General features: G+C 67.4%; 24 protein-coding genes. 13 read left to right on the top strand and 11 right to left on the bottom strand.

The genetic code is table 11. The features are described 5' to 3' along the window. Positions 1 to 65 precede the first annotated feature (65 nt). The gene (gene carA / locus Hbl1158_RS13410) at positions 66 to 1,133 is read right to left on the bottom strand and encodes a glutamine-hydrolyzing carbamoyl-phosphate synthase small subunit (protein ID WP_234297755.1); all 1,068 of its coding nucleotides are present in this window, start codon (positions 1,131 to 1,133) and stop codon (positions 66 to 68) included. Positions 1,134 to 1,230: 97 nt separating this feature from the next. Between carA and Hbl1158_RS13405 the strand changes: the two genes are divergently transcribed. The 4 genes from Hbl1158_RS13405 to Hbl1158_RS13390 all read left to right on the top strand — a co-directional run bounded on the left by Hbl1158_RS13405 (position 1,231) and on the right by Hbl1158_RS13390 (position 3,742). Continuing rightward, positions 1,231 to 1,644: an Lrp/AsnC family transcriptional regulator gene (locus Hbl1158_RS13405; RefSeq protein ID WP_234297754.1), complete on the top strand. Its 414-nt coding sequence runs from the start codon at positions 1,231 to 1,233 to the stop codon at positions 1,642 to 1,644. 163 nt (positions 1,645 to 1,807) lie between these two features. Continuing rightward, positions 1,808 to 2,401, top strand: coding sequence for an NUDIX domain-containing protein (locus Hbl1158_RS13400; RefSeq protein WP_234297753.1), 594 nt, complete (start codon positions 1,808 to 1,810; stop codon positions 2,399 to 2,401). 10 nt (positions 2,402 to 2,411) lie between these two features. Then, on the top strand, positions 2,412 to 2,933 hold the full coding sequence (locus tag Hbl1158_RS13395) for a desampylase (RefSeq protein WP_234297752.1): 522 nt from the start codon (positions 2,412 to 2,414) through the stop codon (positions 2,931 to 2,933). Between the two features lie 23 nt (positions 2,934 to 2,956). Next, complete coding sequence (locus tag Hbl1158_RS13390; RefSeq protein ID WP_234297751.1) at positions 2,957 to 3,742, top strand: SDR family NAD(P)-dependent oxidoreductase; 786 nt, start codon at positions 2,957 to 2,959, stop codon at positions 3,740 to 3,742. 55 nt (positions 3,743 to 3,797) lie between these two features. Here the strand turns inward: Hbl1158_RS13390 and Hbl1158_RS13385 are convergent, their stop codons facing one another. Further along, positions 3,798 to 4,220 (bottom strand): hypothetical protein, encoded by a 423-nt coding sequence (locus Hbl1158_RS13385; RefSeq protein ID WP_234297750.1) that lies wholly within the window; start codon positions 4,218 to 4,220, stop codon positions 3,798 to 3,800. Between the two features lie 128 nt (positions 4,221 to 4,348). Between Hbl1158_RS13385 and Hbl1158_RS13380 the strand changes: the two genes are divergently transcribed. The 4 genes from Hbl1158_RS13380 to Hbl1158_RS13365 all read left to right on the top strand — a co-directional run bounded on the left by Hbl1158_RS13380 (position 4,349) and on the right by Hbl1158_RS13365 (position 7,630). Then, positions 4,349 to 4,726, top strand: a complete 378-nt coding sequence (locus tag Hbl1158_RS13380) for a translation initiation factor IF-5A (protein ID WP_234297749.1) — start codon at positions 4,349 to 4,351, stop codon at positions 4,724 to 4,726. Between the two features lie 4 nt (positions 4,727 to 4,730). Beyond that, entirely contained in the window at positions 4,731 to 5,603 is an 873-nt protein-coding gene (locus Hbl1158_RS13375) for an arginase family protein (protein WP_234297748.1), read from the top strand. A gap of 76 nt (positions 5,604 to 5,679) precedes the next feature. Next, the gene (locus Hbl1158_RS13370; protein WP_234299541.1) at positions 5,680 to 6,447 is read left to right on the top strand and encodes a Nif3-like dinuclear metal center hexameric protein; all 768 of its coding nucleotides are present in this window, start codon (positions 5,680 to 5,682) and stop codon (positions 6,445 to 6,447) included. An 82-nt stretch (positions 6,448 to 6,529) separates the two neighbouring features. Next, on the top strand, positions 6,530 to 7,630 hold the full coding sequence (locus tag Hbl1158_RS13365; RefSeq protein ID WP_234297747.1) for a deoxyhypusine synthase: 1,101 nt from the start codon (positions 6,530 to 6,532) through the stop codon (positions 7,628 to 7,630). Positions 7,631 to 7,900: 270 nt separating this feature from the next. Here Hbl1158_RS13365 and Hbl1158_RS13360 read toward each other — a convergent pair whose 3' ends face one another. Beyond that, positions 7,901 to 9,154 carry a carboxylate--amine ligase gene (locus tag Hbl1158_RS13360; RefSeq protein ID WP_234297746.1) on the bottom strand — a complete coding sequence of 418 codons (1,254 nt, stop codon included), beginning with the start codon at positions 9,152 to 9,154 and terminating at the stop codon, positions 7,901 to 7,903. 132 nt (positions 9,155 to 9,286) lie between these two features. Beyond that, complete coding sequence (locus Hbl1158_RS13355; protein ID WP_234297745.1) at positions 9,287 to 11,023, bottom strand: fused MFS/spermidine synthase; 1,737 nt, start codon at positions 11,021 to 11,023, stop codon at positions 9,287 to 9,289. A 479-nt stretch (positions 11,024 to 11,502) separates the two neighbouring features. Here Hbl1158_RS13355 and Hbl1158_RS13350 point away from each other — a divergent pair, with 479 nt between their 5' ends. Next, positions 11,503 to 12,324 (top strand): IS5 family transposase, encoded by an 822-nt coding sequence (locus tag Hbl1158_RS13350; protein WP_234297744.1) that lies wholly within the window; start codon positions 11,503 to 11,505, stop codon positions 12,322 to 12,324. An 84-nt stretch (positions 12,325 to 12,408) separates the two neighbouring features. On the opposite strand, the gene Hbl1158_RS13345 is transcribed toward Hbl1158_RS13350, so the two are convergent. The 6 genes from Hbl1158_RS13345 to cyoE form a co-directional block, all read right to left on the bottom strand. Next, positions 12,409 to 13,305: an NAD(P)/FAD-dependent oxidoreductase gene (locus Hbl1158_RS13345; RefSeq protein WP_234297743.1), complete on the bottom strand. Its 897-nt coding sequence runs from the start codon at positions 13,303 to 13,305 to the stop codon at positions 12,409 to 12,411. 2 nt (positions 13,306 to 13,307) lie between these two features. Beyond that, entirely contained in the window at positions 13,308 to 14,519 is a 1,212-nt protein-coding gene (locus Hbl1158_RS13340) for an ABC transporter substrate-binding protein (protein ID WP_234297742.1), read from the bottom strand. Positions 14,520 to 14,794: 275 nt separating this feature from the next. Next, a complete protein-coding gene (locus Hbl1158_RS13335) occupies positions 14,795 to 15,232 on the bottom strand; it encodes a tyrosine-type recombinase/integrase (protein ID WP_234297741.1) in 438 nt (145 codons plus the stop codon). After that, positions 15,193 to 15,432 (bottom strand): DUF2061 domain-containing protein, encoded by a 240-nt coding sequence (locus Hbl1158_RS13330; RefSeq protein WP_234297740.1) that lies wholly within the window; start codon positions 15,430 to 15,432, stop codon positions 15,193 to 15,195. The genes Hbl1158_RS13335 and Hbl1158_RS13330 overlap by 40 nt, the downstream gene beginning before the upstream one ends. A gap of 87 nt (positions 15,433 to 15,519) precedes the next feature. Next, positions 15,520 to 16,203, bottom strand: a complete 684-nt coding sequence (locus tag Hbl1158_RS13325; RefSeq protein WP_234297739.1) for a hypothetical protein — start codon at positions 16,201 to 16,203, stop codon at positions 15,520 to 15,522. 1 nt (position 16,204) lies between these two features. Next, entirely contained in the window at positions 16,205 to 17,605 is a 1,401-nt protein-coding gene (gene cyoE, locus Hbl1158_RS13320) for a heme o synthase (RefSeq protein ID WP_234299540.1), read from the bottom strand. Positions 17,606 to 17,826: 221 nt separating this feature from the next. Between cyoE and coxB the strand changes: the two genes are divergently transcribed. The 3 genes from coxB to Hbl1158_RS13305 all read left to right on the top strand — a co-directional run bounded on the left by coxB (position 17,827) and on the right by Hbl1158_RS13305 (position 19,610). Next, a complete protein-coding gene (coxB, locus tag Hbl1158_RS13315; RefSeq protein WP_234297738.1) occupies positions 17,827 to 18,600 on the top strand; it encodes a cytochrome c oxidase subunit II in 774 nt (257 codons plus the stop codon). 119 nt (positions 18,601 to 18,719) lie between these two features. Further along, positions 18,720 to 18,866: a hypothetical protein gene (locus tag Hbl1158_RS13310; RefSeq protein WP_234297737.1), complete on the top strand. Its 147-nt coding sequence runs from the start codon at positions 18,720 to 18,722 to the stop codon at positions 18,864 to 18,866. A 465-nt stretch (positions 18,867 to 19,331) separates the two neighbouring features. Next, positions 19,332 to 19,610, top strand: a complete 279-nt coding sequence (locus Hbl1158_RS13305; protein ID WP_234297736.1) for a PadR family transcriptional regulator — start codon at positions 19,332 to 19,334, stop codon at positions 19,608 to 19,610. Between the two features lie 66 nt (positions 19,611 to 19,676). Here the strand turns inward: Hbl1158_RS13305 and Hbl1158_RS13300 are convergent, their stop codons facing one another. Continuing rightward, a complete protein-coding gene (locus Hbl1158_RS13300; protein WP_234297735.1) occupies positions 19,677 to 20,870 on the bottom strand; it encodes an AI-2E family transporter in 1,194 nt (397 codons plus the stop codon). A gap of 144 nt (positions 20,871 to 21,014) precedes the next feature. On the opposite strand from Hbl1158_RS13300, the gene Hbl1158_RS13295 reads away from it, so the two are divergent. Then, a complete protein-coding gene (locus Hbl1158_RS13295; protein WP_234297734.1) occupies positions 21,015 to 22,301 on the top strand; it encodes an MgtC/SapB family protein in 1,287 nt (428 codons plus the stop codon). Positions 22,302 to 22,337: the final 36 nt, after the last annotated feature.

Here is a 22,337-nt window from a genome sequence, read left to right as displayed (position 1 = left end):
TCTCGTCGTCGTTCGGGTGCCCGATGGGGTTCGCGACCGCCGACGGCGACACGGCCCGTCTCGCGTCAGTCCGCCGTGACGGCCGTCCGCGAGTCGTCGCCCGCGAGCGCCAGCACCTCGTCGAAGAAGCCCAGCGAGTCGTGCGGGCCGGGGTTCGCCTCGGGGTGGTACTGCCGGGTGACCACGTCGTACTCGTCGCTTTCGAGTCCCTCGGCGGTGTCGTCGTTGACGTTCACCTGCGTCACCTCCAGGTCGCCGGGGTCGGCGACCGAGTAGCCGTGGTTCTGAGTCGTCATCACGACTTGGTCGGTGTCCAGATCGCGCACGGGCTGGTTGACGCCGCGGTGGCCGAACGCCATCTTCTCGGTCTCGCCGCCGAACGCGCGGGCGACGATCTGCTGGCCGAGACAGATGCCCGCCAGCGGGATCTCGCCGGTGAACGTCTCGACCAGTTCCGTCGTCGACTCGAAGTTCGCGGGGTCGCCCGGGCCGTTCGACACGAACAGCACGTCGGGGTCGTACTCCGCGACCGTCTCGGCGTCCACGTCGTACGGAAGCACGTGTACGTCCGCGCCGCGCTCGGCCAGCGAGGAGGCGATCGACCCCTTCATGCCGCAGTCGACGAGGGCCACGTCGTACTCGCCGCCGCCCTCGACCGTGTACGGCTCGTCCGTCGACACCTGCTTGCCGATGTCGAGGTGCTCGGACATCCCCTTGCACTCCGACAGTTCCTCTCTCGCGGCCTCGGGCGTCGCCTCGGGGCCGGCGACGATACCGCAGGCCATCGCGCCCTCCTCGCGCACGGTCGTCACCAGATCGCGCGTGTCGAGGTGATCGACCGCGGGGATCCCCTCCTCGGTGAGCCACTCGGCCACGTCGTCGGTGAACTCCCGAGCGATCGCCGCGTTGGGGTGGACGCGGTCGGACTCGAATCGCTCGTCTCGGACGCCGTAGTTGCCGATCAACGGGTAGGAGAACGTGAGGACCTGCTCCTCGTAGGAGGGGTCCGTCAGCGACTCCTCGTACCCGGTGTACGCGGTCGTGAAGACCAGTTCACCACGTGTCCGGCCCGGCGCGCGGGCGCGTGCCTCGAAGACACGGCCGTCCGCCAGGGCGACGTAGGCGTCCGCCATTACGAGAAACGAACCACGCGGTCGAATATAAGTGCGTCGTTCGAAGCGTAGTTACGAAATTCGTAATCACTATGCCGGCGCTCCGGCAAGCGCGTGCATGGACGACCTCGACCGGCGCATCCTCAACCTCCTGCGACGGGACGCCCGGACGCCGTACACGGAGATCGCAGAGCAGGTGGGGACCAGCGAGGGGACGGTACGAAACCGCGTCGACCGAATGACCAACGAGGGCGTGATAGAGCGCTTCACGGTCACCACGCGCACGGGGAACGTGAAGGCGATGGTGGAGATCAGCGTCGACATGAACGTCAACACCAGCGCCGTCTCCGAGCGCCTCGCGGACTGGGAGGAGGTCGACTTCGTCTGGCAGGTGTCCGGACAGGAGGACATCGTGCTCATCGTCGACTGCGTCGACACCCGCGCCGTGAACGAACTCATCACGCGCGCCCGAGAGCTCGACGAGATCGAGGGCACGAAGACGCGGCTCATTCTGGACGAACGGCTCGGCTGACGCGGGTGTCGCGAGCCGTCCCCCGAGTCCGTTCCGTGGCCGTCGGGTCGGAGCGCCGGCTCCGTCCTGCTCGCGCGGATCGCGTCCGCGACCGCCCGCGTCGTCGTCAGCCCGCTCGCGGTCGACCGAAGCGGTCATGGTCCGCGCTTACGACCCACGGCGTATGAGCACAGAGGACGCCGGTGCGAGCGACGCCGCGGCGACCGCGAGCGAGGACCCGGACCACGAGAACGCCCTCCAGGACGTGATCGCCGTCGACGGCGACGACACCCCGCAGGGGACGGTCAACCGACTCGACGCCCACACCGGCGACGGCATCCGGCACCGGGCGTTCACCTGCCTCGTCTTCGACTCGAACGGTCGGCTCCTGCTGGGCCAGCGCGCACCCGGCAAGCGCCTGTGGGGCACCTACTGGGACGGCACGGTCGCCTCCCACCCCGTCGAGGGACAGACGCAAGAGGAGGCGACCCGCCAGCGACTCGAGGAGGAACTCGGCATCACCCCCGACCAGTACGGCGACGTGCGTGTCACCGACCGGTTCGAGTACAAGCGCTACTTCGAGAACGCCGGGCTGGAGTGGGAGGTGTGTGCCGTGCTGAAGGTCACGCTCGAGGACGACGCGATCGACCCCGACGAGGACGAGATCGCGGGCCTGCTGTGGGTCGACTACGAGCACCTCCACGAGCACCCCGAGTGGTACCGGCAACTGCGGCTGTGCCCGTGGTTCGAGATCGCGATGCGGCGCGACCTGGAGTAGGCCGGCGACCGTGTCGGCCGATCGCCTGCTGCTGCCGGCCGACGTGCGCGAGACCCTCCACGAGCGACGCGTCGCCGGCGCGCCCGCGGAGGTGTGCGGCGTGCTCCTCGGGGACCGCGCGGGCGACGCGGACGGCGACGATGCGGCCGCCACCGACCGCGGTAGCGACGAGGCGGCCCACACCGACCGCGGCGACGACGACGGCGGCGGCGACCGCACCGCCGGCGATGACGCTCCGGCCGACCGCGTCGCCGAGGCGGTCGCCGTCGCCAACGTCGCCGCCGACGCCGACCGCCGCTACGAGCTCGACCCGGCGGAGACGGTCGCGGTCGTCGACGACGCCGAGTCCCGCGGCCGCGACGTGGTCGGCTTCTATCACAGCCACCCGCGCGGGCCGGCCGAGCCCTCGGCGACGGACCGCGACCGGGCGACGTGGACGGGGTACGTCTACGCCATCGTCGCGCCCGAGGACGTGGCCGCGTTCCGGTGGACCGGCGAGTCGTTCCGGCCGCTCCGGGTCGAAACGCCGTAATGGCTCGGTCGCAAACGACGGGTATGACCGACACCGACGCGGCCGACGCCGCCGGTGCCGTCGACGGGACCGGCGCGCGTCCGCGCGCCGTCGCCGACGGCGGCGACGCCCGGACGGAGCCGGAGCTGTACGACGACCTCTCGGGGCAGGCGGCGCTCGTGACCGGCGCGAACCGCGGCATCGGCGCGGAGATCGCCCGCAACCTCGCCGACTTGGGCGCGACCGTCTACGCCGGCGTCAGGAGCGTCACCTACGACCTCCCCGACGAGTACGAGCGCGTCACCCTCGACGTGAGCCAGGAGGGCGACATTCAGGACGCGCTGAACCGGATCGGGGAGTCCGAGGACGGCCTCGACATCCTCGTCAACAACGCCGGGGTGGGCCACTTCGGCGCGCCGCTGCACGAGGAGCAGACCCACCACATCGACCACTCCATCTCGGTGAACCTCCGCGGGCCGATGCTGTTGTGCAAGTACGCGCTTCCGCCGATGCTGAACACCGACGCTCCGCGGATCGTGAACCTCTCCTCGGGGATGGGCGCGCTCGGCGAGGACCAGTCCGGCGGGTCGCCCGCCTACCGTATTACGAAGACCGGGATCAACGGGCTGACGACGTACCTCCACGGCGAGTACGCCGACGAGGGGCTCATCGCCAACTCGGCGTGTCCCGGGTGGGTCGACACGGAGATGGGCGGCGAGAAAGCCCCGCGAACGCCCGCGGAGGGCGCGGAGACGCCGACGTGGCTCGCGCGCTTTCGCGACGGCCCGGGCGGGCGGTTCTGGCGCGACCGCGAGGTCATCGAGTGGTGAGCGCCGACCGCCACGGCGCGAGGACAGACCGGGCGTTCGGCCGCGACGCGCTCGGTTACAGCGGGAGGAGGTCGCGGAACTCGCGGACCTCCTCGTCCATGACGCCGTAGGCGGTCACCCGCCGGCCGTTGTGCGAGAAACTGGTGTACCGTCGGCTCATGACGCCGACGACGCGCTCGCTCGGGATCGAGACGTAGTCGTACCCCTCGGTCCCCAGTTGGTCGAAGCCGATCACCCACGGCCAGTCCTCGATGACGAACGCCGCCGCGAGCACGACCGGCTCGCCCTCCTCGTAGTACACCTTCGCGACCGCGTCGTCGTCGACCGTACCGATGGTCCCGTCGAGCGGCTTCGGCTCGCCCCGTTGCTCGGTACCCTGTCCCGTTTCAGGGTCTGCCGCCTGCTCCGGATCCGGGCTCGTCGTCGGCGTCTCGCTCCCCGAATCCGCGTCGCGGTCGGCGTGGCTCGTGTCGTCCATACGACGAGAGTCGCCGAGCGCGAGCATACGATCGTAGTGAGTCGTGTTCACCGCTGTCGAAGGTCGCCGTTCCCGCCGGCTCCGGCGCTATCAAACCGTTTATACCGCCTGGACGGGAATCCCGAGGCATGCCGAGAGAGCAGAAGCAGGTCCGCGAACTGCAAGAGGGGAGCTACGTGATGATGGAGGACTCCCCCTGCAAGATCAACGCCTACAGCACCGCCAAGCCCGGGAAGCACGGGAGCGCGAAGGCCCGTATCGAGGGTAAGGGCGTGTTCGATGACAAGAAGCGCTCGCTCTCCCAGCCCGTCGACGCGAAGGTCTGGGTCCCGATCATCCAGCGCAAACAGGGGCAGGTCGTCTCCGTCTCCGGCGACGACGCCCAGGTGATGGACCTCGACACCTACGAGACGTTCACGATGCGCGTCCCCGAGACCGAGGATTTCACCCCCGACCAGAACATCGAGTACCTCGAGTACGAGGGCCAGCGGAAAGTCGTCGGGTAGTTCCATGCCCTTCCCCGGCGCGACCGTCGAGCGCGACGAGGCGGCGTACGTCCTCACGGGCGCACCGCTCGACGCGACGACGACGTTCCAGCCGGGTACCCGGTTCGGCCCCGAACGGGTCCGAAAGTTCGCCGCGACCTACGACGACTACGACCGACGAACCGATTCGTTCTTCTCCGATCTCCGCGTCCACGACGCGGGCGACGTGCCCGCGTGGGACGCGCTCGACGCCTACCTCGATCACCTCACCGCCGAGTTGCGCGCGGCGGTGATCGACGACGCCGTCCCCCTCCTCGTGGGGGGCGAGCACACGGTCACCTGGGCGGGCGTGCGCGCGACCGACCCCGACGTGCTCGTCGCGGTCGACGCGCACCTCGACCTGCGCGACGCCTACGACGGCAACCCGCTGAACCACGCCTGCGTCGTCCGGCGGTGTCTCGACGGCTACGACGGCGACGGCGCGGACGGCGACCGCGTCGCCGAGGGCGACGGCTATCCCACGGTCGACGAGGTCGTGATCCTCGGCGCGCGCACCGGCTCCCCCGAGGAGTGGGAGCGGGCCGACGCGTCCGACGCGACCGTCGTCGCGCCCGAGGACGTGGCCGACTGGACGCGCGAGTTCGACGGCTTCGGCGACCGCGACGCCTACCTCTCGATCGATATCGACGGCGCAGACCCCGGGTTCGCGCCCGGCACCGGGACGATGGAGCCGTTCGGGCTCTCGCCCCGAGCGATCCGCGACGCCGTGCGCGCCGTGGCCCCCGACTGCGTCGGCGTCGACGCCGTCGAGGTGAACGACCGCGACGACGGTCAGGCCGCCGCGCTGGCGGGGAAGCTGCTGCGCGAGGCGGTGTTCTCGCATGCGGACGCGGACTGACCGCTCCTCGCTGTTCCGGATCGCCCCACGTGGCCGACGCGGTGGCTACAAGCGGCCGCCGCCCGTCCGCCCGGACATGGAGCGTTCGGAGTTCGTCGACAGACTCGACGAGGAACTGGACACCGACGCGTACGCCGACCTCGACGCCTCAGCGAACGGCCTCCAGGTCGGCGCTCGCGAGGGAGACGTGGAGACGGTCGCGTTCGCCGTCGACGCCGTCGAGGCGACCGTCGAGGCCGCCGTCGACCTGGGTGCCGACGCGCTCGTCACGCATCACGGCGTCGTGTGGGGCGGGCTCGACCGCGTGACGGGCCGCGAGCACGACCGGATCGCGCCGCTGCTGGCGAACGACGTGGCGCTGTACGTCTCACACCTCCCGCTCGACGGCCACCCGGAACTGGGGAACGCCGCCGGCGTCGCGGACACGCTCGGCCTCGTCGACCGGGGGCCGTTCGGGGAGGTCGGCCCGGAGTACGTCGGCCGGCGGGGCGTCGCCCCCGACGGCTACACGGCCGGCGAGCTGGCGGGCGTGCTGGAGGCGGAGCTCGACCACGCCGGCGAGGGCGTGCAGGCGCTCGAGTTCGGCCCCGACGAGATCACCGACGTGGGAATCGTCACCGGCAGCGGGAGCGACTGGCTGCGGGAGGCCGAGTCGCTGGGGCTGGACGCGCTCGTCACCGGCGAGGGGAAGGGGAAGGCGTACCACGAGGCGCGCGAGGCCGGAATATCCGTGTTCCTGGCGGGCCACTACGCGACCGAGACGTTCGGCGTGCGCGCGCTGCAGTCGCTGGTCGACGACTGGGGGCTGGAGACGCAGTACATCGACCACCCGACCGGACTGTAACGGCGGGCACCGCCGACGGCGACCACGACGCTCACGCCCACGAACCACGCGCTTCAAGCGTCCCCCGGACGCACGACCGGCAATGAGCGACGAGGGAACCGAGGGCAGCGACGACCGCGACCACGCCGAGAGCGACGAGGGCGGCGAGGGCGGTGAGGGCGGTGACGGCGAGTGGGAGCCGCCCCACCGCGAGGCGTTCGACCACGACCCGCTCGGTCACGCGCGGGTCGAGGGCGGCATGACCGTCGCGGAACTGATCGACCAGTACGGCCACGCGGGCATCGGTGCGGAGTCGGTCCACGAGGCCGCGGACGTGCTCTCGGGGATGTGGGCCGACGACGACTGCACGGTGTTCGTCTCGCTGGCGGGCGCGATGGTGCCCACGGGAATGCGCCGGATCGTGGCCGACCTCATCCGCGACGGCTACGTCGACGCGCTCGTGACGACGGGGGCGAACCTCACCCACGACGCGATCGAGGCCATCGGCGGGAAACACCACCACGGCAAGGAGCGACAGGAGGGCAAGTCGCTCCGCGAGCACGACGAGCAACTGCGCGAGGAGGAGGTCGACCGCATCTACAACGTCTACCTCCCGCAGGAGCACTTCGCGGAGTTCGAGGCGCACCTCCGCGAGGAGGTGTTCCCGCCGCTTTCCGAGCGCGACGGGGCCGTCTCGATCGCCGAGTTGACCGCGGAGTTGGGCCGCGCCAACGCCGAGGTGAACGAACGCGAGGGCATCTCGGAGGGTCCCGGCGTCGCGGCCGCCGCCCACGAACACGACGTTCCCGTCTACTGTCCGGCCGTGCAGGACTCCGTGCTCGGCCTCCAGGCGTGGATGTACGCCCAGACCTCGGACCTGACGCTCGACGCGCTGGCCGACATGACGCCGCTGACCGACCTGGCGTTCGAGGCCGACGGCGCGGGCTGTCTGCTGATCGGCGGCGGCGTGCCGAAGAACTTCACCCTGCAGACGATGCTCGTGACGCCCCGAGCGTACGACTACGCTGTGCAGATCACGATGGACCCCGAGGCGACCGGCGGGCTCTCAGGGGCGACGCTGGAGGAGGCGCGCTCGTGGGGGAAACTGGAGAAGGACGCCAGAAACGCGTCCGTCTACGGCGACGCGACGGTGTTTCTCCCGCTCCTCGTCGCGGCGGCGCGAGAGCGAGTCGAGACCGAATAGGCGACTGGTAGCCGCTTAGTCGGCGAGATCTCCGTCTCGTACGTGTCGCTGGAGTTCCTCTTCGGAGTCGAATCCCCTGCCACAGTCGTGACAGAAGACGCGGTCGGAGCCGGTGAGACTCATGTGTGTCGCTACCACACACGCGAACGCTCTTGAATCCAGGGGCTCGTGCCAAGGATTGCACGCCCGTCGGCGGATCGTTCGCTTCGATCACCCGGGTCGATCGGGTCACCCGACCCGTTCGAGTCAGCCGGTTCGCCGGATAGCCGATCAGGATCGACGGACGTGACTGTTGTCGGTCGCCCCCCGCCACGGGAGTCGGCCGATCGGCGGGTCGGGGAGGACGTTGCGGACGCCGGCGAAGAACGGACCGGGGTCGTCGAGCGCGAGGTAGTCGAACCGCGGCTCTCGGACGATCGACGAAGCGATCTCCCAGACCGTCCTCGCGACCGACGGCCGGTCGACGTACGGCGACTCCTCGGTCAACACGCTCACCAGGTACCCGATCTCGCCGTGGAGCATGTGGGTGCCGACGCCGACCCGGTAGTCGTGGTCGATCTCGTCGGCGCGGCCGGTCGCCGCCAGCCAGTAGTACGCCGGGTAGTCCGCGCCCGCGTGCACCGTGGAGGGGAGCGACTGCCACAGCCGGGGGTTGATCTCCGTGAGGACGAACTCGCCGGTGTCGGCGTCGCGCATGTACTCGATGCACGCGAGCCCGTGCCAGTCCAGTTCGTCGAGCAGCGCCCGCCCGACGCGCTCCAACTCCGGGTCGCGGATCGACCGCCGGTAGACGCCGCCGCCGCCGGTGTAGGAGTTGCCGCGGATCTGGCGGTGTTGAAACGTCGCCAGCGGCTCGCCGCGGTCGTACAGGCCGGTGAACATGAACTCGCCGTCCGTGTGCACGAACTCCTGGACGATCGGCTCGTGACACATCGACCGCCGTAGCTCCTCGGGATCGGGCGGCGTCTCCCGAACCACGTGATGGATGTCCTTCATCACGTCCATGTCGTCGGGTCCGCGGTCGTCGAGGTACGCGTCCGTGAGGACGTTGTACCGCGCCTTGACGAGCAGGTCCTCGTCCCAGTCGTCGACCGCCGAGAGCGGACGGGTCTCCGGTACGGGTACCCCGGCCTCCTCGGCGATCGCGGCGAGTCCGAGGCGGTCGTGGACCGCCGTCAACTGCTCCATCGTCGGGACGACCAGCGAGACGTGCTCGGCGAACGCCGATTCGTACCGCGAGAGCACGTAGCAGTCCTCGGGGCGTATCGGGATCACCGTCCGCACGTCGTCGCGTGCGGCGAGATCCAGCAGGGCGTCGCGGTACGCGAGCAGTCCCGAGCGGGGGTCAGGCAGCAGCGCCGTCTCGTCGCAGAAGCGCGAGGCCGCCGTCGGCACGTCCTCCTTGTCGGAGGCGACGATCGCTCCCACTCCCCGACGCGCGAGCGAGCGGACGCAGGTGTAGCTCGCGGCGTCGTGGCCGGTCGGAATCAGCGCCCGGTCGCCGGTACGGGACGGATCACGCATGTCGTGAGTGGGTACTCCCGCCCCCGCGATTGGTATTCGGACGCAACTGCGACGTACGGCCGTAATAACGACCGACCGCGACCGCGAGCGAGGGCCGACCGCGTCGCCGCCACGTCGCTCGGTTCGGTCGGCCTACGCCGGCCGTGCGGATCGCGCCGCCGGCGCAGTCGCCGACGGCGACGCCGGATCCGCGCTCACGCTGTCGCAGGCGATGTGATTGCTGCCGGCGGTGTCGTCGCCGGTGGCGTTAGTGCCGCCGGCGGTGTCGTTGCCTCCGGTGTCATCGCTGTCGCCGTCGCCGGCGTCGTCGCCGCCGCGGTCGTCGTTCGCCTCCTGGATCACGTATCGCTGGCCGACCATCGGGTCGAGCAGGCTGTCGACCGGTGCGCGGTCGTCGCGTAACACGGGCACGTCGTCGGTCGGCGGCGGGTCGGCGTACGTCTCGATCTCGTCGTCGAGATCGATCCCGATGTCGCGGCGGTCGTTGCGCGCGAGCAACTCGGCCTCCCCGATCCGGGTGTCGTTCTTCGTCGCGATCACCTCGATGTTCTGGACGACGCTGCCGCCGACGGTGGGGAAGGCGTACGTCTGCGCGAACACCCCGTCGATCGTTCGATACTCAGCGCGGTAGAACTGCGAGGCCGGGCCGCTCTCGGCCGAGATCACGTTCGCGAACAGGATGCCGTCGTCGTCGAGACGGCTGCTCGCGAGCCGCATGAACTCCCGGGTCGTCAGCTCGAAGGGCACCTTGTCCTTCTGGTAGGCGTCCATGACGATCAGGTCGTACGTCCGGTCCGTCTCCTGGAGGAACTGCCGACCTCCCTGGTTGTGAATCCGCAGGCGCTGTGACTCCTCGACGCGGAAGTACTCCTTCGCGGCCGAGACGACCTCGGGGTCGATCTCGGCCACGTCCACGGTCACGTCCTCGTAGTCGTCGACGAAGCGCTTGGGACCGGTGAAGCCGCCGCCGCCGACGAACAGCACCCGGTCGATCTCGTCGGCGTCCTCGGCGAACAACAGCGGGAGATGGAAGTAGCGCGTGTAGTCGAACACGTGGCGGTTCGGCTCCTCGAGGTCCATCGCGCTGTGGCGCTGGCCGCCGAGGTACAGGGTTCGGGTGTCGCCCAGGTCGACGACGCGGAGGTTCTGATAGGGCGTCTGCGTCTGGTGGACGACCTGCCCTTCGACGGTGAGGCCGGCCGCGCCGGTGGCCGCCGAGGCGACGAGCAGCAGAACCACGAACCCCGTCACCGTCGCGCGATCGCGACCGATCGGCCGGCCGACCGCCACCGCCGCCGCGATCGAGATCCCGCCGAACACGAGCGCGATCTGGTCGATCCCGAGCGACGGGATCAGGAAGTACGTGGTCGCGAACGCCCCGACGATGCTGCCGACGGTGCCGAGCATGTACACGTGCCCCGACGCCTCGCCCAGCCCGCTCTTCTCGGAGAGTTCGGCGGCGTAGGGGCTGATGAACCCCAGCAGGTACGTCGGCGGGCCGAAGAGGAGGGTGACCGCCGGCAGCGACGCGACACGACTCGGCAGCGGGAACCCCGCCGTCGAGCGAAGCAGGAGGTCGCCAACGAGGATCAGCCCCGCGACGTACGCCGCCGTCAACAGGAACACCCGCGCCATCCGGCCGTTGGTCGCGCGGTCGGCCGCCTGCTTGCCGCCCCGGTGGTAGCCGTAGCTCAGCGCCGCGAGGAACACGCCGATGATGGTGCCCCAGGTGTAGATGCTGCTCCCGAACTGCGGGGCGATCATGCGCCCGGCGAGGATCTCCAGGCCCATGCTCGCGACGCCGGAGACGAACACGGCTACCTCGGGCCTGCTCAGTCGGAGGGCGTCCAGCGACCGCGTCGAACTCATTCGTGTGTGGGTGAGGCCCGAAGGTACAATAACTGTCGGACGCGGCGGTCGACGACGGGGTCGCCGGCGACGGGTCACGCGAGGAGAAACGCACTTGCGTCGCCACCGGGTAGGTAGGGGTGGCCGATGACGAGGCGACCGCTCCGAGCCCGGATGGCACCGGTGCGATGGGGAGCCCTATGAGTGCCGAGGCCTCATACCCAACGTTAGACTCAGCGTGCTTTTCGCACAAGGGTCTAACGGGATTATGAGCAGTATTTCGGAATCTGAAGTTCTGGGTAGATTGTTCTCCCAATGTGTCCGGAGTGGCTCCAGCTCTGGGTCCGGTCTATCCTGTGGATGGAAATCTAGCATTCGGGATGTCAGGTCTATGTGAGATAATGGGGAACAGCCAACCAAATTCTGAGGAACTCATTATCAAAGCAAAGGCTCTGTTGAAATCCTCAGAGGGTTACAGGTTCGCCCGGTAGTTTGACCGAATGCAAGCCCTCCCGAAATCTCGGTTGCTCCGATTTGTTGAGCAGGCGTATCACTTGGCTCGGCGAGCTGTCGCTCGTTACTCCTCAAAGTTCTCGAAACGCCGATACACACTCCGCCAACACATTGTCCTGCTGTGTCTCAAGGTTCGGAAGAATACGACGTACCGAACGCTTCTCGACGAACTTATCGAGATGCCCCGCATTCGGAGCGCCATTGGCCTTGAGGAACTCCCCTCTCCCTCAACGCTGTGTAAAGCGCTCAACCGACTCGATATGGCAGTCTGGCGTGTCCTGCTAAATCTCTCGATCACACTTCTCCCGACTAGTGGTGTCGTGGGGATTGACGCTTCCGGCTTCGACCGAAGTCACGCCTCGAAACACTACACGAAGCGAACGAAGCTGACGATTCAGCAGTTGAAAGTGACACTGCTCGTAGACACGAGAGCGAATGCTACCCTCGATCTCCACGTGACGACGACCAGAAAACACGACTCACAGATCGCACCGTCGCTCATTAAGCGGAATACCGGTGAAGTAACGATTCTCCTTGGTGACAAAGGATACGACGACCAGAAGGTTCGCGCGGTAGCCCGTGACGCTGGTGTTCGTCCTCTCATCAAGCACCGAGAATTTTCGCCCCTTCACAAGGCGTGGAATGCTCGACTGGACGCCGACCTCTACGGCCAACGGAGTCAGAATGAGACAGTGAACTCTCGGCTCAAACGGAAATATGGCGCATTCGTCCGCTCACGACACTGGTGGAAGCAGTTCCGTGAACTCGTTGTCGGCTGTCTCACTCATAACATAGACAAGGCACTCTGAACAGCGTGTATCGATGAACGAGACAGCGAAATGGGTCGAACCTTTCTGATTCTCATCAGAATCGCCGTGACCGACTTAGAGGTTCTATCGATCAGCCTCAATATCACGCGCGGCGTCAAGGATGAGCCCGTCGTCGATGTGCTTGAGGAGTGCCTTCTGCCCTCGTTCTTTACGATGGGCGGTCTCATCGGTTGAGAGATAGGTGTCGAATCGGCGGTCGATATATTCCTCACGTATCGCGACACGCTGGTCTTCATTGAGATCGTGCTCGTCGGTGAATTGACCGTCGATCCATTCGCGCCAGCGGTCACGGTCGCCCCACTCGCCCTCGAGTTCGGTGTCGCGGCGAAGCCAGTCGTAGTGCTCGACGATAGCGTCAGGATACCCTCGGTCACGGTGGATGTCTTCGATGACTTGCAATCCAACGCGGGCACCATATCCAGCAGCCATAATCGCCTGCCGGTCGGCTGCTTTAGAGGGGGAGGCGACGTACAGCCTATCGACTGGTGTCGTCCCATTACTGGCTGCGTAGGTTCGATCGAAGTGTTCGTCGCCGTCGTGCGGTTCGAACATCGCCGCGGCGTCGTCGAGCCCGCGCATGTATTCGCCGTCGTACCGTGTCGCCGCGATCACTCGCCGGGCGGTGACGGCCTCCCCCTCCTGAGGTGTGACGACAAATCCTTCTTCGTCGTCAGCTTGTTCGACGGAGTCGACGAGATCCGGGACGATCTCACAGCCCGCGGTCTCGGCGTGTTCGTGCATCAGTTCATAGAACATTTCGATGTCGATGCCCGCGGGGAACCCGAGGTAGTTTTCGAGGTGGGCACACCGTTGGATGGACGAGCGTCCGCGGTCGAAGATGATCGTGTCAAGCCCGTACCGGGCCGTGAACACACCTGCTGAGCAACCCGCCGGCCCCCCACCGACGATGACGATGTCGTGGTCGTAGTCGTGTGCCGACTCGGTTTCGGTGGTGGACATGGTCAGATGTCGCCGTTGATGATGTCTGCGACCCGCTGGCGGTCAAACAGCCGTTCGTCTCCACTGACGTTCCCCCACCCGGGGAACTCGCCGAACTGCTCAGGGAACAACTGTTTCGCCGCCGCTTCCGTCTGGAACAGGTTCGTGATCGGCCCCTGCGAATTGTTACCTCCCATGTACACCTGATCGTTTTTAACGGCGGACAATTCACCTCCAACTGGGTCCTCCTGTATCTTTGCAATGACTTTCTCCTCGAAGGCCTCACGAGAAGTATACGAGAGGATCGCGTTGTGAACGACGATGATTTCGGGATCGAATTCAAGCATAGTCTCGTAATCGACCTCAGCGAGATGGGTGTCGTCCGGCACCGCATCGCTCATCGCGTTCCCAATCCCGAGATCAGTGTACTGCTTCTTGCCGGTTCCTTCGTCTACGTGGAAGACGTAGAACGACCCCTGACCGAAGGCGGCAAGAGCTATCTCGGGGCGCTCCGACTGCGGGGGAAGTTCCGATTGGATGCGTCCGATGTACTCGTCGTGGAACGACCTGAACGCCTCGAAGCGCTCACGCTGCTTGAACACGTCCGCCACCTTCCCGAAAATCTCGTAAAGGCTAAGGAAAGGATAGTCGCGGGTAGCGCCCATCCGTCGCCGCGCATAATGACCGAAGAACGGCCCGACCTCTTCTGCAACCCGTTCCCAGTCAACACTCTCGAATGCCCAGGCCGCACTGATTGGGTCCATTAGATGGACATCGAGATCGGCCTCGTAGAACCATTCTTCATCAAAGCTGTAGTTCTCAAGGCTTGGGATAGCTTCGAGGTCATCTGCGCTGGGTACTTCGACACCCAACTCGTCGTACATCCAGAAGGGGAGCTGATCCGGGCTGGATACAGCCTGGAACTTGTTTGCCTGACCAAGTGCGATGCCCATCTCACCGTGAAAGGAACGCATCGAAGCGTATGACTGTGGAATTGAGTCGAACTCTACATCACCAATCGGAGGAATACTCACCGTATAGGGTTCCGATTCGGTCGACGTCGCCGTCTCAGTCGCGGTCTCGGTGGCTGTCTCTGTCACCGTGCTCGTGTCCGTTGACCCGGACCCGCTATCCCCGGTACAGCCAGCCAATAGCCCACCGCCGATGACTGCCCCGCCGTACTTCATGTAGTCACGTCGCGTCGGTGCCTCATGTTCACCGCTATCTTCGGACATAACTTTTAGGCTCACCTAAATATACATAGCTCCTTCGGTCTGGAGCCGACCCTACTCAATTAACCCTTTGACCGACTCGCGCTGTTGTATCCAGCACGCTCGAATAATTATCTATCGAAACTGGTGATTTCTCTAACGAGAAGTCCCACACCTGCATAAAGACTATTCTGATAGGAAGGTGTCGAAAAATAGGATTTCAACAGAGCCAAAGCAAAGTACTTCCTCGCTGTAGAACCGACAGAAGAGAGTCTACGGCGGATTCAGACCCGGTTCACTCAGATTTTGAGAGAGGAGGGATACATTACAGATGATGCTCCTGCTCCCTTCGTAACTCTTGATCGCACAAATCGGAAATGTACCTCTCTGAGGATTTCAACAGAGGCCTCCCGGCCAATCGGCACTCCTGTCTGCTTCCCACCTTTCGGCTCACGCAGTCGAATGAATCCTTCGTCGAGCATCAGGTCGTCCATCTTGATCTCTGGCGCCTCCTCCAACCGACACCCGGTCTTCGCTAGCAACACAACGACCGCCTTGTTCCGCGGGTTCGGAATCGCCTTCACGATCTTCTTCGCGTTCTCCCACGTCGCACGGTCCGGGCGCTCTCGGATCTGTTTCGGAATCTCCTCCAAGACGACACCAGCGGGGTTTCCGAGACAGACGTCCAACGGCTCCTTCAGGCCGTGTCGGTCACGCCCCAGGAGATCCGGTCCCACACGCGCTCGTAGGTGTAGTACGTCGCCGTCTTCACCACGTTCGCGACCAAGCCGATGTTCACGGCGTCGCTCACGTCGCCGACGACCATCCACGCGACGATCACGGTGATCGCTACCATCAGCGCCCGGTAGCAGAGCGTCTTGACGATCGCTCGCTTCCGGTGCTGGAGCGGCGACCGCGGGAGGGGGAGACGACCCATACATGGGTCACGGACCCCGGAGTAATAACCCTCGACGGTTGTATCCGAGTCAGAAGTAATCGTGGAAAGTTATTTATTGGCGGTCCGCTATCCGAATAGATCGATCCCCGGTCGCCACCACAGCAGCGCGACGGTCACGGCGAACACCAGCGTCGAGGGGCCGTAGCCGAGGCCGGCGGCCGCGGAGGCGACGAACCCGCCACCGCCAGCGATCGCCGCGACCGCCCCCGCGAGCAGCGGGAGCGAACACGAGACGCACGAGAACAGTCCGAGCACGCCGGCGATCCCCGCGCCCGCCGCGTCGACGAGCGCGCCGTACAGGAGGTACGCCAGCGCGAGGTAACCCAGCACCTTCGCGGGCATCAACACGGCGGCGGCGACGCCGACGTTGACGACGAGCGCCGGCCCCCATCCCGGCGGAAGCAGCGCCAGTTCCACGCCCGGCGTCGTCCGCGGCGGCGCGACGCCGACGACGCCGCCGAGGACGGCGAGCAACGCGAGATAGCCGGCGACGACCGCGAGCGCCCGGCGACGGGTTCGGCGACCGGCAGCCGCCGGTCGGTAGCGGGCGAACACGACCAGCGCGAGGTTCACCCACAGGAGGCCGTACAGCGTGAACAGCGGCGAGGAGAGCGACGCGTTCGTGAGCGCGAAGTACGCGAGCACCGCGAGGAGTTCGACGTTGACGACGAGCGTCGCGACCTGCAGTTCGCGTCGGGAGACGGAGACGGCGACCGGACCGGCCGACAGCGAGAGGGTGCGCGCGCTCATCTCACACCGCAAGGGCGTCGACGACGACCGCCAGGAGGACGACGCCGAGGTAGGCGTTCGAGGCGTGGAACGCGCGGAAGGCCGCCGACTCGTCGCGCTCGTAGTGGAGGCGGACGATCGCCCACAGGAACGCCGAGCCGACGACGACGCCCGCGAGCGCGAACAGCCAGTCGAGGCGTCCCAGTCCGACCATCGCCGCGGCGACCGCGAGCGTCGCGCCGAAGTACCAGACGATGTGGCGTCGGGTTGCCGTCTCGCCCCGCACCACCGGCATCATGGGGAAGCCGCCGCGTTCGTAGTCGTCCTTGTACGCCAGCGCGAGGTTGTAGAAGTGCGCGGGCGTCCACAGGAAGATGAGCGTCGCCAGCGCGACCCCGCCCACCCCCACCTCGCCGGTGACGGCCGCCCAGCCGATGAGCGCCGGGAGCGCGCCGGCCGCGCCGCCGATGACGGTGTTCTGGACGGTGTTCGGCTTCAGCACGAGCGTGTACACGACCGAGTAGAACACGATCGCGACGAGACCGAGCAGCGCCGCCAGGAGGTTCACCCACGCGAACAGCCCGACGGAGACGACGGTGAGCAGCAGGCCGAACGCGACGGCGCTGCGCACCGACACCAGATCGACGGCGAGCGGGCGGTCGCTGGTGCGTCGCATCCGGCGGTCCACGTCGCGCTCGAACACGTGGTTGAACGTTCCGGACGCCCCGATCGAGAGCGCGCCGCCGGCGAGCGTCGCCGCGACGACCGGGACCGTGAGCCCCGGTCCGCCCGCCAGCGCCATCGCCGCCCCCGCGACGAGACACAGCAGCCACATGAGCCGCGGCTTCATCAGCCGGAGGTACGCTCCCGCGACCATGCGTCCGCGCCGGAGCGGTTCGTCGCCCCAGGCGGGCACAGCGTGCCGGAGGCGGTCGCCCGCGTCGACCGGTTCGGTCGCCGGGTCCGGCCCGGTCGAGGCGACGCTCGGCTCGTCGTCCGGGTCGCCCGTCGTCGCCTCCAACTCCCACGCCAGCGCCGCCAACAGGCCCGCGAACACCGCGAGCCCGCCGACGAGGTGCAGCGTCGACACCCCGACGGCGACGCCGGCGACCGTCGCGACCGCGCCCGTTCCCCTGGTCGCGACGTACGCCCCCAACAGGGACTCGACGGGGTACAGCAGGAACGCGGTCGCGAGCGCCGCGCGGACCCGCCTGTCGGGTCGCGAACGCCAGGCGACGAGCCCCGTCACGAGCACGAGCAGGCCGACGACGAACGCGACCGTGCGGTGGCCGAGGGCAACCCAGCCGGGACCGGTCGCCGGCAGCGAGAGGCCGTCGCCGCAGGCCGGCCAGGCCGCACACGCCCCCGCCGCGTCGGTGATCGACGAGGTCGCGCCGACGACGAGCAGGAGGTACACGCCCATCGCGCTCGCCGCGAGCAGGGCCGGGAACCGCTTCGAAGTCACTACGCGCACTAGCGACCGGCCGCATATCAACCCGACGCTTTCCGGGTCGAGTGGGCGGTTCACGGCGGCCCGAACGGCCGCGCAATCCCGCGGCGGCCGGCCCGCAAAACGGCGTCGGCGTCGGGTGGTTGGCGCGACAACAGTAGGTATTTACGTGGCCTGCGCCAACCGCGTATGTAATGACGCGTACGCGACTGGGGAGTCTGGCGGCGGCGCTCGTCGGGGTGGCGCTGCTCGCGACCCCGGCGGCGGCCCAATCGTCGACGACGGCGGGGCTCATCAACGGCCTGAACGAGAACCTGCTGTACGTCGCGATTCCGATCACGATCCTCGTCGAGGTCATCCTCATCTACACGGTCCTGAAGTTCAAGGACAGCGACGATCCAAAGCCGACCAAGGAGAATCGTCGCCTGGAGATCACCTGGACGGTCGCGACCGCGATCGTCCTCCTGTTCGTGGGCGCGGCCTCCTACGGCGTGCTCGCGGACCCGTCGGTCACCTACACCGGCGGCACCGACGATATCGAACCCGCCGAGGGCGACGTGCACGTCGAGACGGTCGCCTACCAGTGGAACTGGCGGATGAACTACGAGACGTCGAACATCACCGAGTTGACCGCCGGCGACCTCGACACCGAGGCCATCCCGCAGGCGGAGGGGCTTGAGGGGCCGGTCATCGTCGTCCCGCAGGGACAGGAGCTGTTCTTCACCGTCACCTCCGACGACGTGATCCACGCGCTCCACGTGCCCGATCTCGGCCTCAAGCAGGACGCGATTCCCGGCCAGGAGAACACGATCAAGACGACCGCCCAGGAGACGGGTGTCTACCAGGGCTACTGTGCTGAGTACTGCGGGGTCGCCCACTCGAACATGTACTTCAACGTCGTCGTCGTGGATCAGGACACCTACGACGACTTCGTCGACCGGCAGACCGACGGCGAAGGCGACGCCTGAACGCCGTCCGACCGCCACGTCGACGACACGCGGACGCCGCGTCGCCGACGCGTCACCCCCGTCGGCGCGCGATCGCTCGGTCGGCCACCTTCTAAGTCGCGTCCCCTCCAACGGTGACCGTGCGCGACGAAGCCGAGATCAGAGAGCAGTACGAGTACCTCGCCGAACAGCTCGACTCCGAGGAGATGCGACACGAGGGCGTCCGCGAACTGTTCACCCACTACAAGCGGGCGCTCGGCTGGGCGTTGGAGGAGGAGCACATGTAGGGTCGTTCCGATCCCCGGTAGCTTTATTTCCGATCCCGAGGTAAGTCACGGTGACGCTTCGTCTGGAGGGCCGAAGCGTCAGCGGGGACCGATTCGGGCGGCGCGCCGCGGGTGTTTTCCGCGGCGCGCCCCCTTTCGTTCTCGACGCCGCGCCCGTACGACTGTCAGCGGCGGCCACGCGACCCGTCCCCCGTCACTCGAATCGGTCCTGGGTCGTCTCAGATCTGAACAGGACTTCCTCGGCCAAGGGGAACACACGTCGCGTGCGGCCAAAAGCCGTCCCGTGATCGGAGGGAAACGGATGGACGGAGACCCTGACACGAACGTCGACGTGTCCAATACTCGAAGTGAGATCCGATCGCGGTCAGATGGCTCAAATACCCGTGAGCGACCGCAAGGCCGCCGGTATTCACACGTCGGTATGTTTATTGATCATCCAGAATAACACGGAGACGGACATTACCGATGTACGACCTGACGGGGTTCCAGCGAGACTTGCTGTACGTCATCGCGGGACAGGACGAGCCGCACGGGCTGGCGATCAAGGAGGAACTGGAGGAGTACTACGAGAAGGAGATCCACCACGGGCGACTGTACCCGAACCTCGACACGCTCGTCGACAAGGGCCTCGTCGAGAAGGGCCAGCGCGACCGACGGACGAACTACTACACCCTCACGCGCCGCGGACGACGCGAGATCGAGGCGCGACGCGACTGGGAGTCGGAGTACGTCGACATCGAGTGAGGCGGTGCGTGGTGAGCCGACCGGCGGCGCGCCGATGCGCGCGGTCCCCGCCGCGTCGCTCGCGGGTCACTCCGCCTCGGTGTCGCCCTCCGCGGGAGGGTCCGGTCCCGGCTCCGGCGGCCCGTAGACGAACGGCCCCTCGTCGGTGAAATGTGACGGATCGACCGCGTACGGCCGAAGCGGCTCGCCGGCCAGCAGCTCCGGGAGGACGATCCGGGCGAAGTGAACCACGAGCACGAGCAGGATCGGCATCAGGAAGATCCCGTACCAGCCGAACAGCAGCGGCCCGAGCGTGTACGCGAGCATCACCGCCCCGACGTGCAGCGAGCGCCCGGAGACGTACGGCCGGAGGACGAGGTCGGGGATGGTGTCGACGACGACGAACGACGCGAGCACGAAAACGCCGACGAACCACAGCGTCCCGGTCGCGTCGGTCACGACCGCACGGACCGCGAGGAACGCCGCGACCGGGACGTACACCAACTTCATGCCGACGATCGGGATCAGGCTCGCTGCGCCCGCGAGCAGGCCGACGAGCGCGGCCGCGGGGATCGAGCCACCGGGAGGCGCAACCACGTTGAGCAGCGAGTAGACGATGACGCCGATGGTCCCGGTGAGGATCGCGTTGAGGATGTTCCCGAAGAAGATGGAGGTGAAATCGCGGTCGATCGCCCTGCCGTACGTCTCGAGCACGCCCTGCTGGTCGGTGAAGCGGACGAGATAGCTGGCGAGGCGGCCGCCGTCCCGGAGGAGATAGAACGCGAGCGCGAGCATGACGAACAGGTGGACCGCGCCGGTGCCGAGGAACGCGATCGTGTCGACCGCCCCCGACAGCGAGTCGGTGATCCCCGTGACGGTGTCGACCGTGACGTACTGCGTCCAGTCGGTCGCCGCGAGCGTCGCGGGGTCGGCGATCAGATCGAGCGTGTCCTGATCGAGCGGGATCTGACCGAGGGGGATCTGGTCGAGGTAGCCGTTGCCCACCAGATCCTGCACCTGGTTGACGACGATGAGCAGCGCGTACCCCCCCACCAGCAACACCGGCAGCGCCAGCGCGAAGATGGCGATGGCGGCCGCGACGCTCTCCTGGGGGACCCGCCGTCGGATCCGCACGTACACGGGCCGGGCGGCGTAGTAGATGAACACCCCGAAGACGAACGTGCCGACGAACGAGTGGACGACGTAGACCAGCGCGGCCGTCAGCGCGGCGGCGATTCCCCACCACGCCGTCCGCGACCAGTCGACCTCCGAGAGGACCATACCGTGTGCGCCTCGCGAACCGACTAAAGCGTGTCGCGGATCGTCGCCGGGACGAGCAGTACCGCGGATCGACGACGGCGTGCCGCGGTGGCGTCGTCGCTCGACCGAAGAACTATATATCGGTATGTAGTGATATAGACCCCGATGAGCACGGGCGGCGCGACCCAGTTTGTGACGGATCCGACGGCGATTCCGGTGGTACGGCTGGCGCTGGCGGCGGCGCTGGGGCTGTTTCTGGGGCTGGAGCGCGAGTGGTCGGAGAAGTCCGCCGGGATCCGGACGTTCTCGCTCACCAGCCTCGTGGGCGCGGTGTTCACGCTGCTGGCGACGGACGCGACCGTGGGAGCGTGGCTGCTAGCGGTCGGTGGCCTGCTGGTGATCGTTCAGGGGACGCTGCTCGCGGTTCGTGGACTCCAAACGGGCGACGGGAACTCCCTGTCGCTCACCACGTCGATGTCGCTGTTGGCGGCCTACGGCGTCGGCGCGCTCGTGGCCGCGGGCTACGTGCTGGAGGGCGTGACCGTCGCGGTGCTGTCGTCGGCGCTGTTGGTGTTGAAGCGGGAGCTACACACGTTTGCCGGCGACCTCTCGCGGACGGAACTGCGTTCGATGACGGAGTTCGCAGTGCTGGCGTTCGTCGTCTACCCGCTGCTCCCGGCGGGCGAACGGACCGTCCTCGGGGTTCCCCTGGAACCGCGGGTCGCGTGGCTGATGGTCGTCACCGTCGCCGGCATCGGCATCGCGAACTACGCGCTGGTCCGCACCTACGGCGGCCGGGGAGTCGCCGTCACCGGCTTCTTCGGCGGGCTCGCCTCCTCGACGGCCGTCGTCGGTACGATGCTCGACCACGCGAGCGACCGCGCGGAGGCCGTCTCCTATGCGGTCGCGGGCGTTCTGCTGGCGAACGCGGCGATGGCCCTGCGGAACCTCGGAATCGCCGTCGCGTTCACCGTCGGCGGGGGCGCGCCGGTGCTGGGCGCTGTCGTCGCCCCGTTGACGGCGCTCGCGATCGGCGCGATCGCCGTGGCCGCCGTCACCGCCGACTGGCGCGAGCCGGTCCCCGTCGAGATCGAGTCGCCGTTCTCGCTGCGAAACGCGCTGGCGTTCGGCGCTGTGTTCCTCCTCATCCTCGCGGGGAGCACGCTCGCGGAGGGCCAGTTCGGCACGGCCGGGCTGTACGCCTCGGCGGTCGTTTCGGGGCTGGTCTCCTCGGCGGGCGCGACGACCTCGGCGGTGCTTTTGTACCGCGGCGGCACAGTCACCGCCGCCGAGGCGGCCCTGGCGGTGATGCTGGCGACCGGCTCCAGCGTCGCGGTCAAGACGGGACTCGCGCTCGCCGGTCCGCGGGCGTTCAGGCGGCGGGTGGTCGCCTGGAGCATCGCGTTGCTGGGCGTCTCGGGCGCGGTCGCGGTCGCGGCGGCGATGCTGTGATCTCGTGCGTCGCGAACGCGGTCGCCGCGGCCGGGC

It is taken from the genome of Halobaculum sp. CBA1158 (assembly GCF_021431925.1).
Taxonomy (GTDB): domain Archaea; phylum Halobacteriota; class Halobacteria; order Halobacteriales; family Haloferacaceae; genus Halobaculum.
This window is presented reverse-complemented; position numbering and strand designations above follow the sequence as displayed.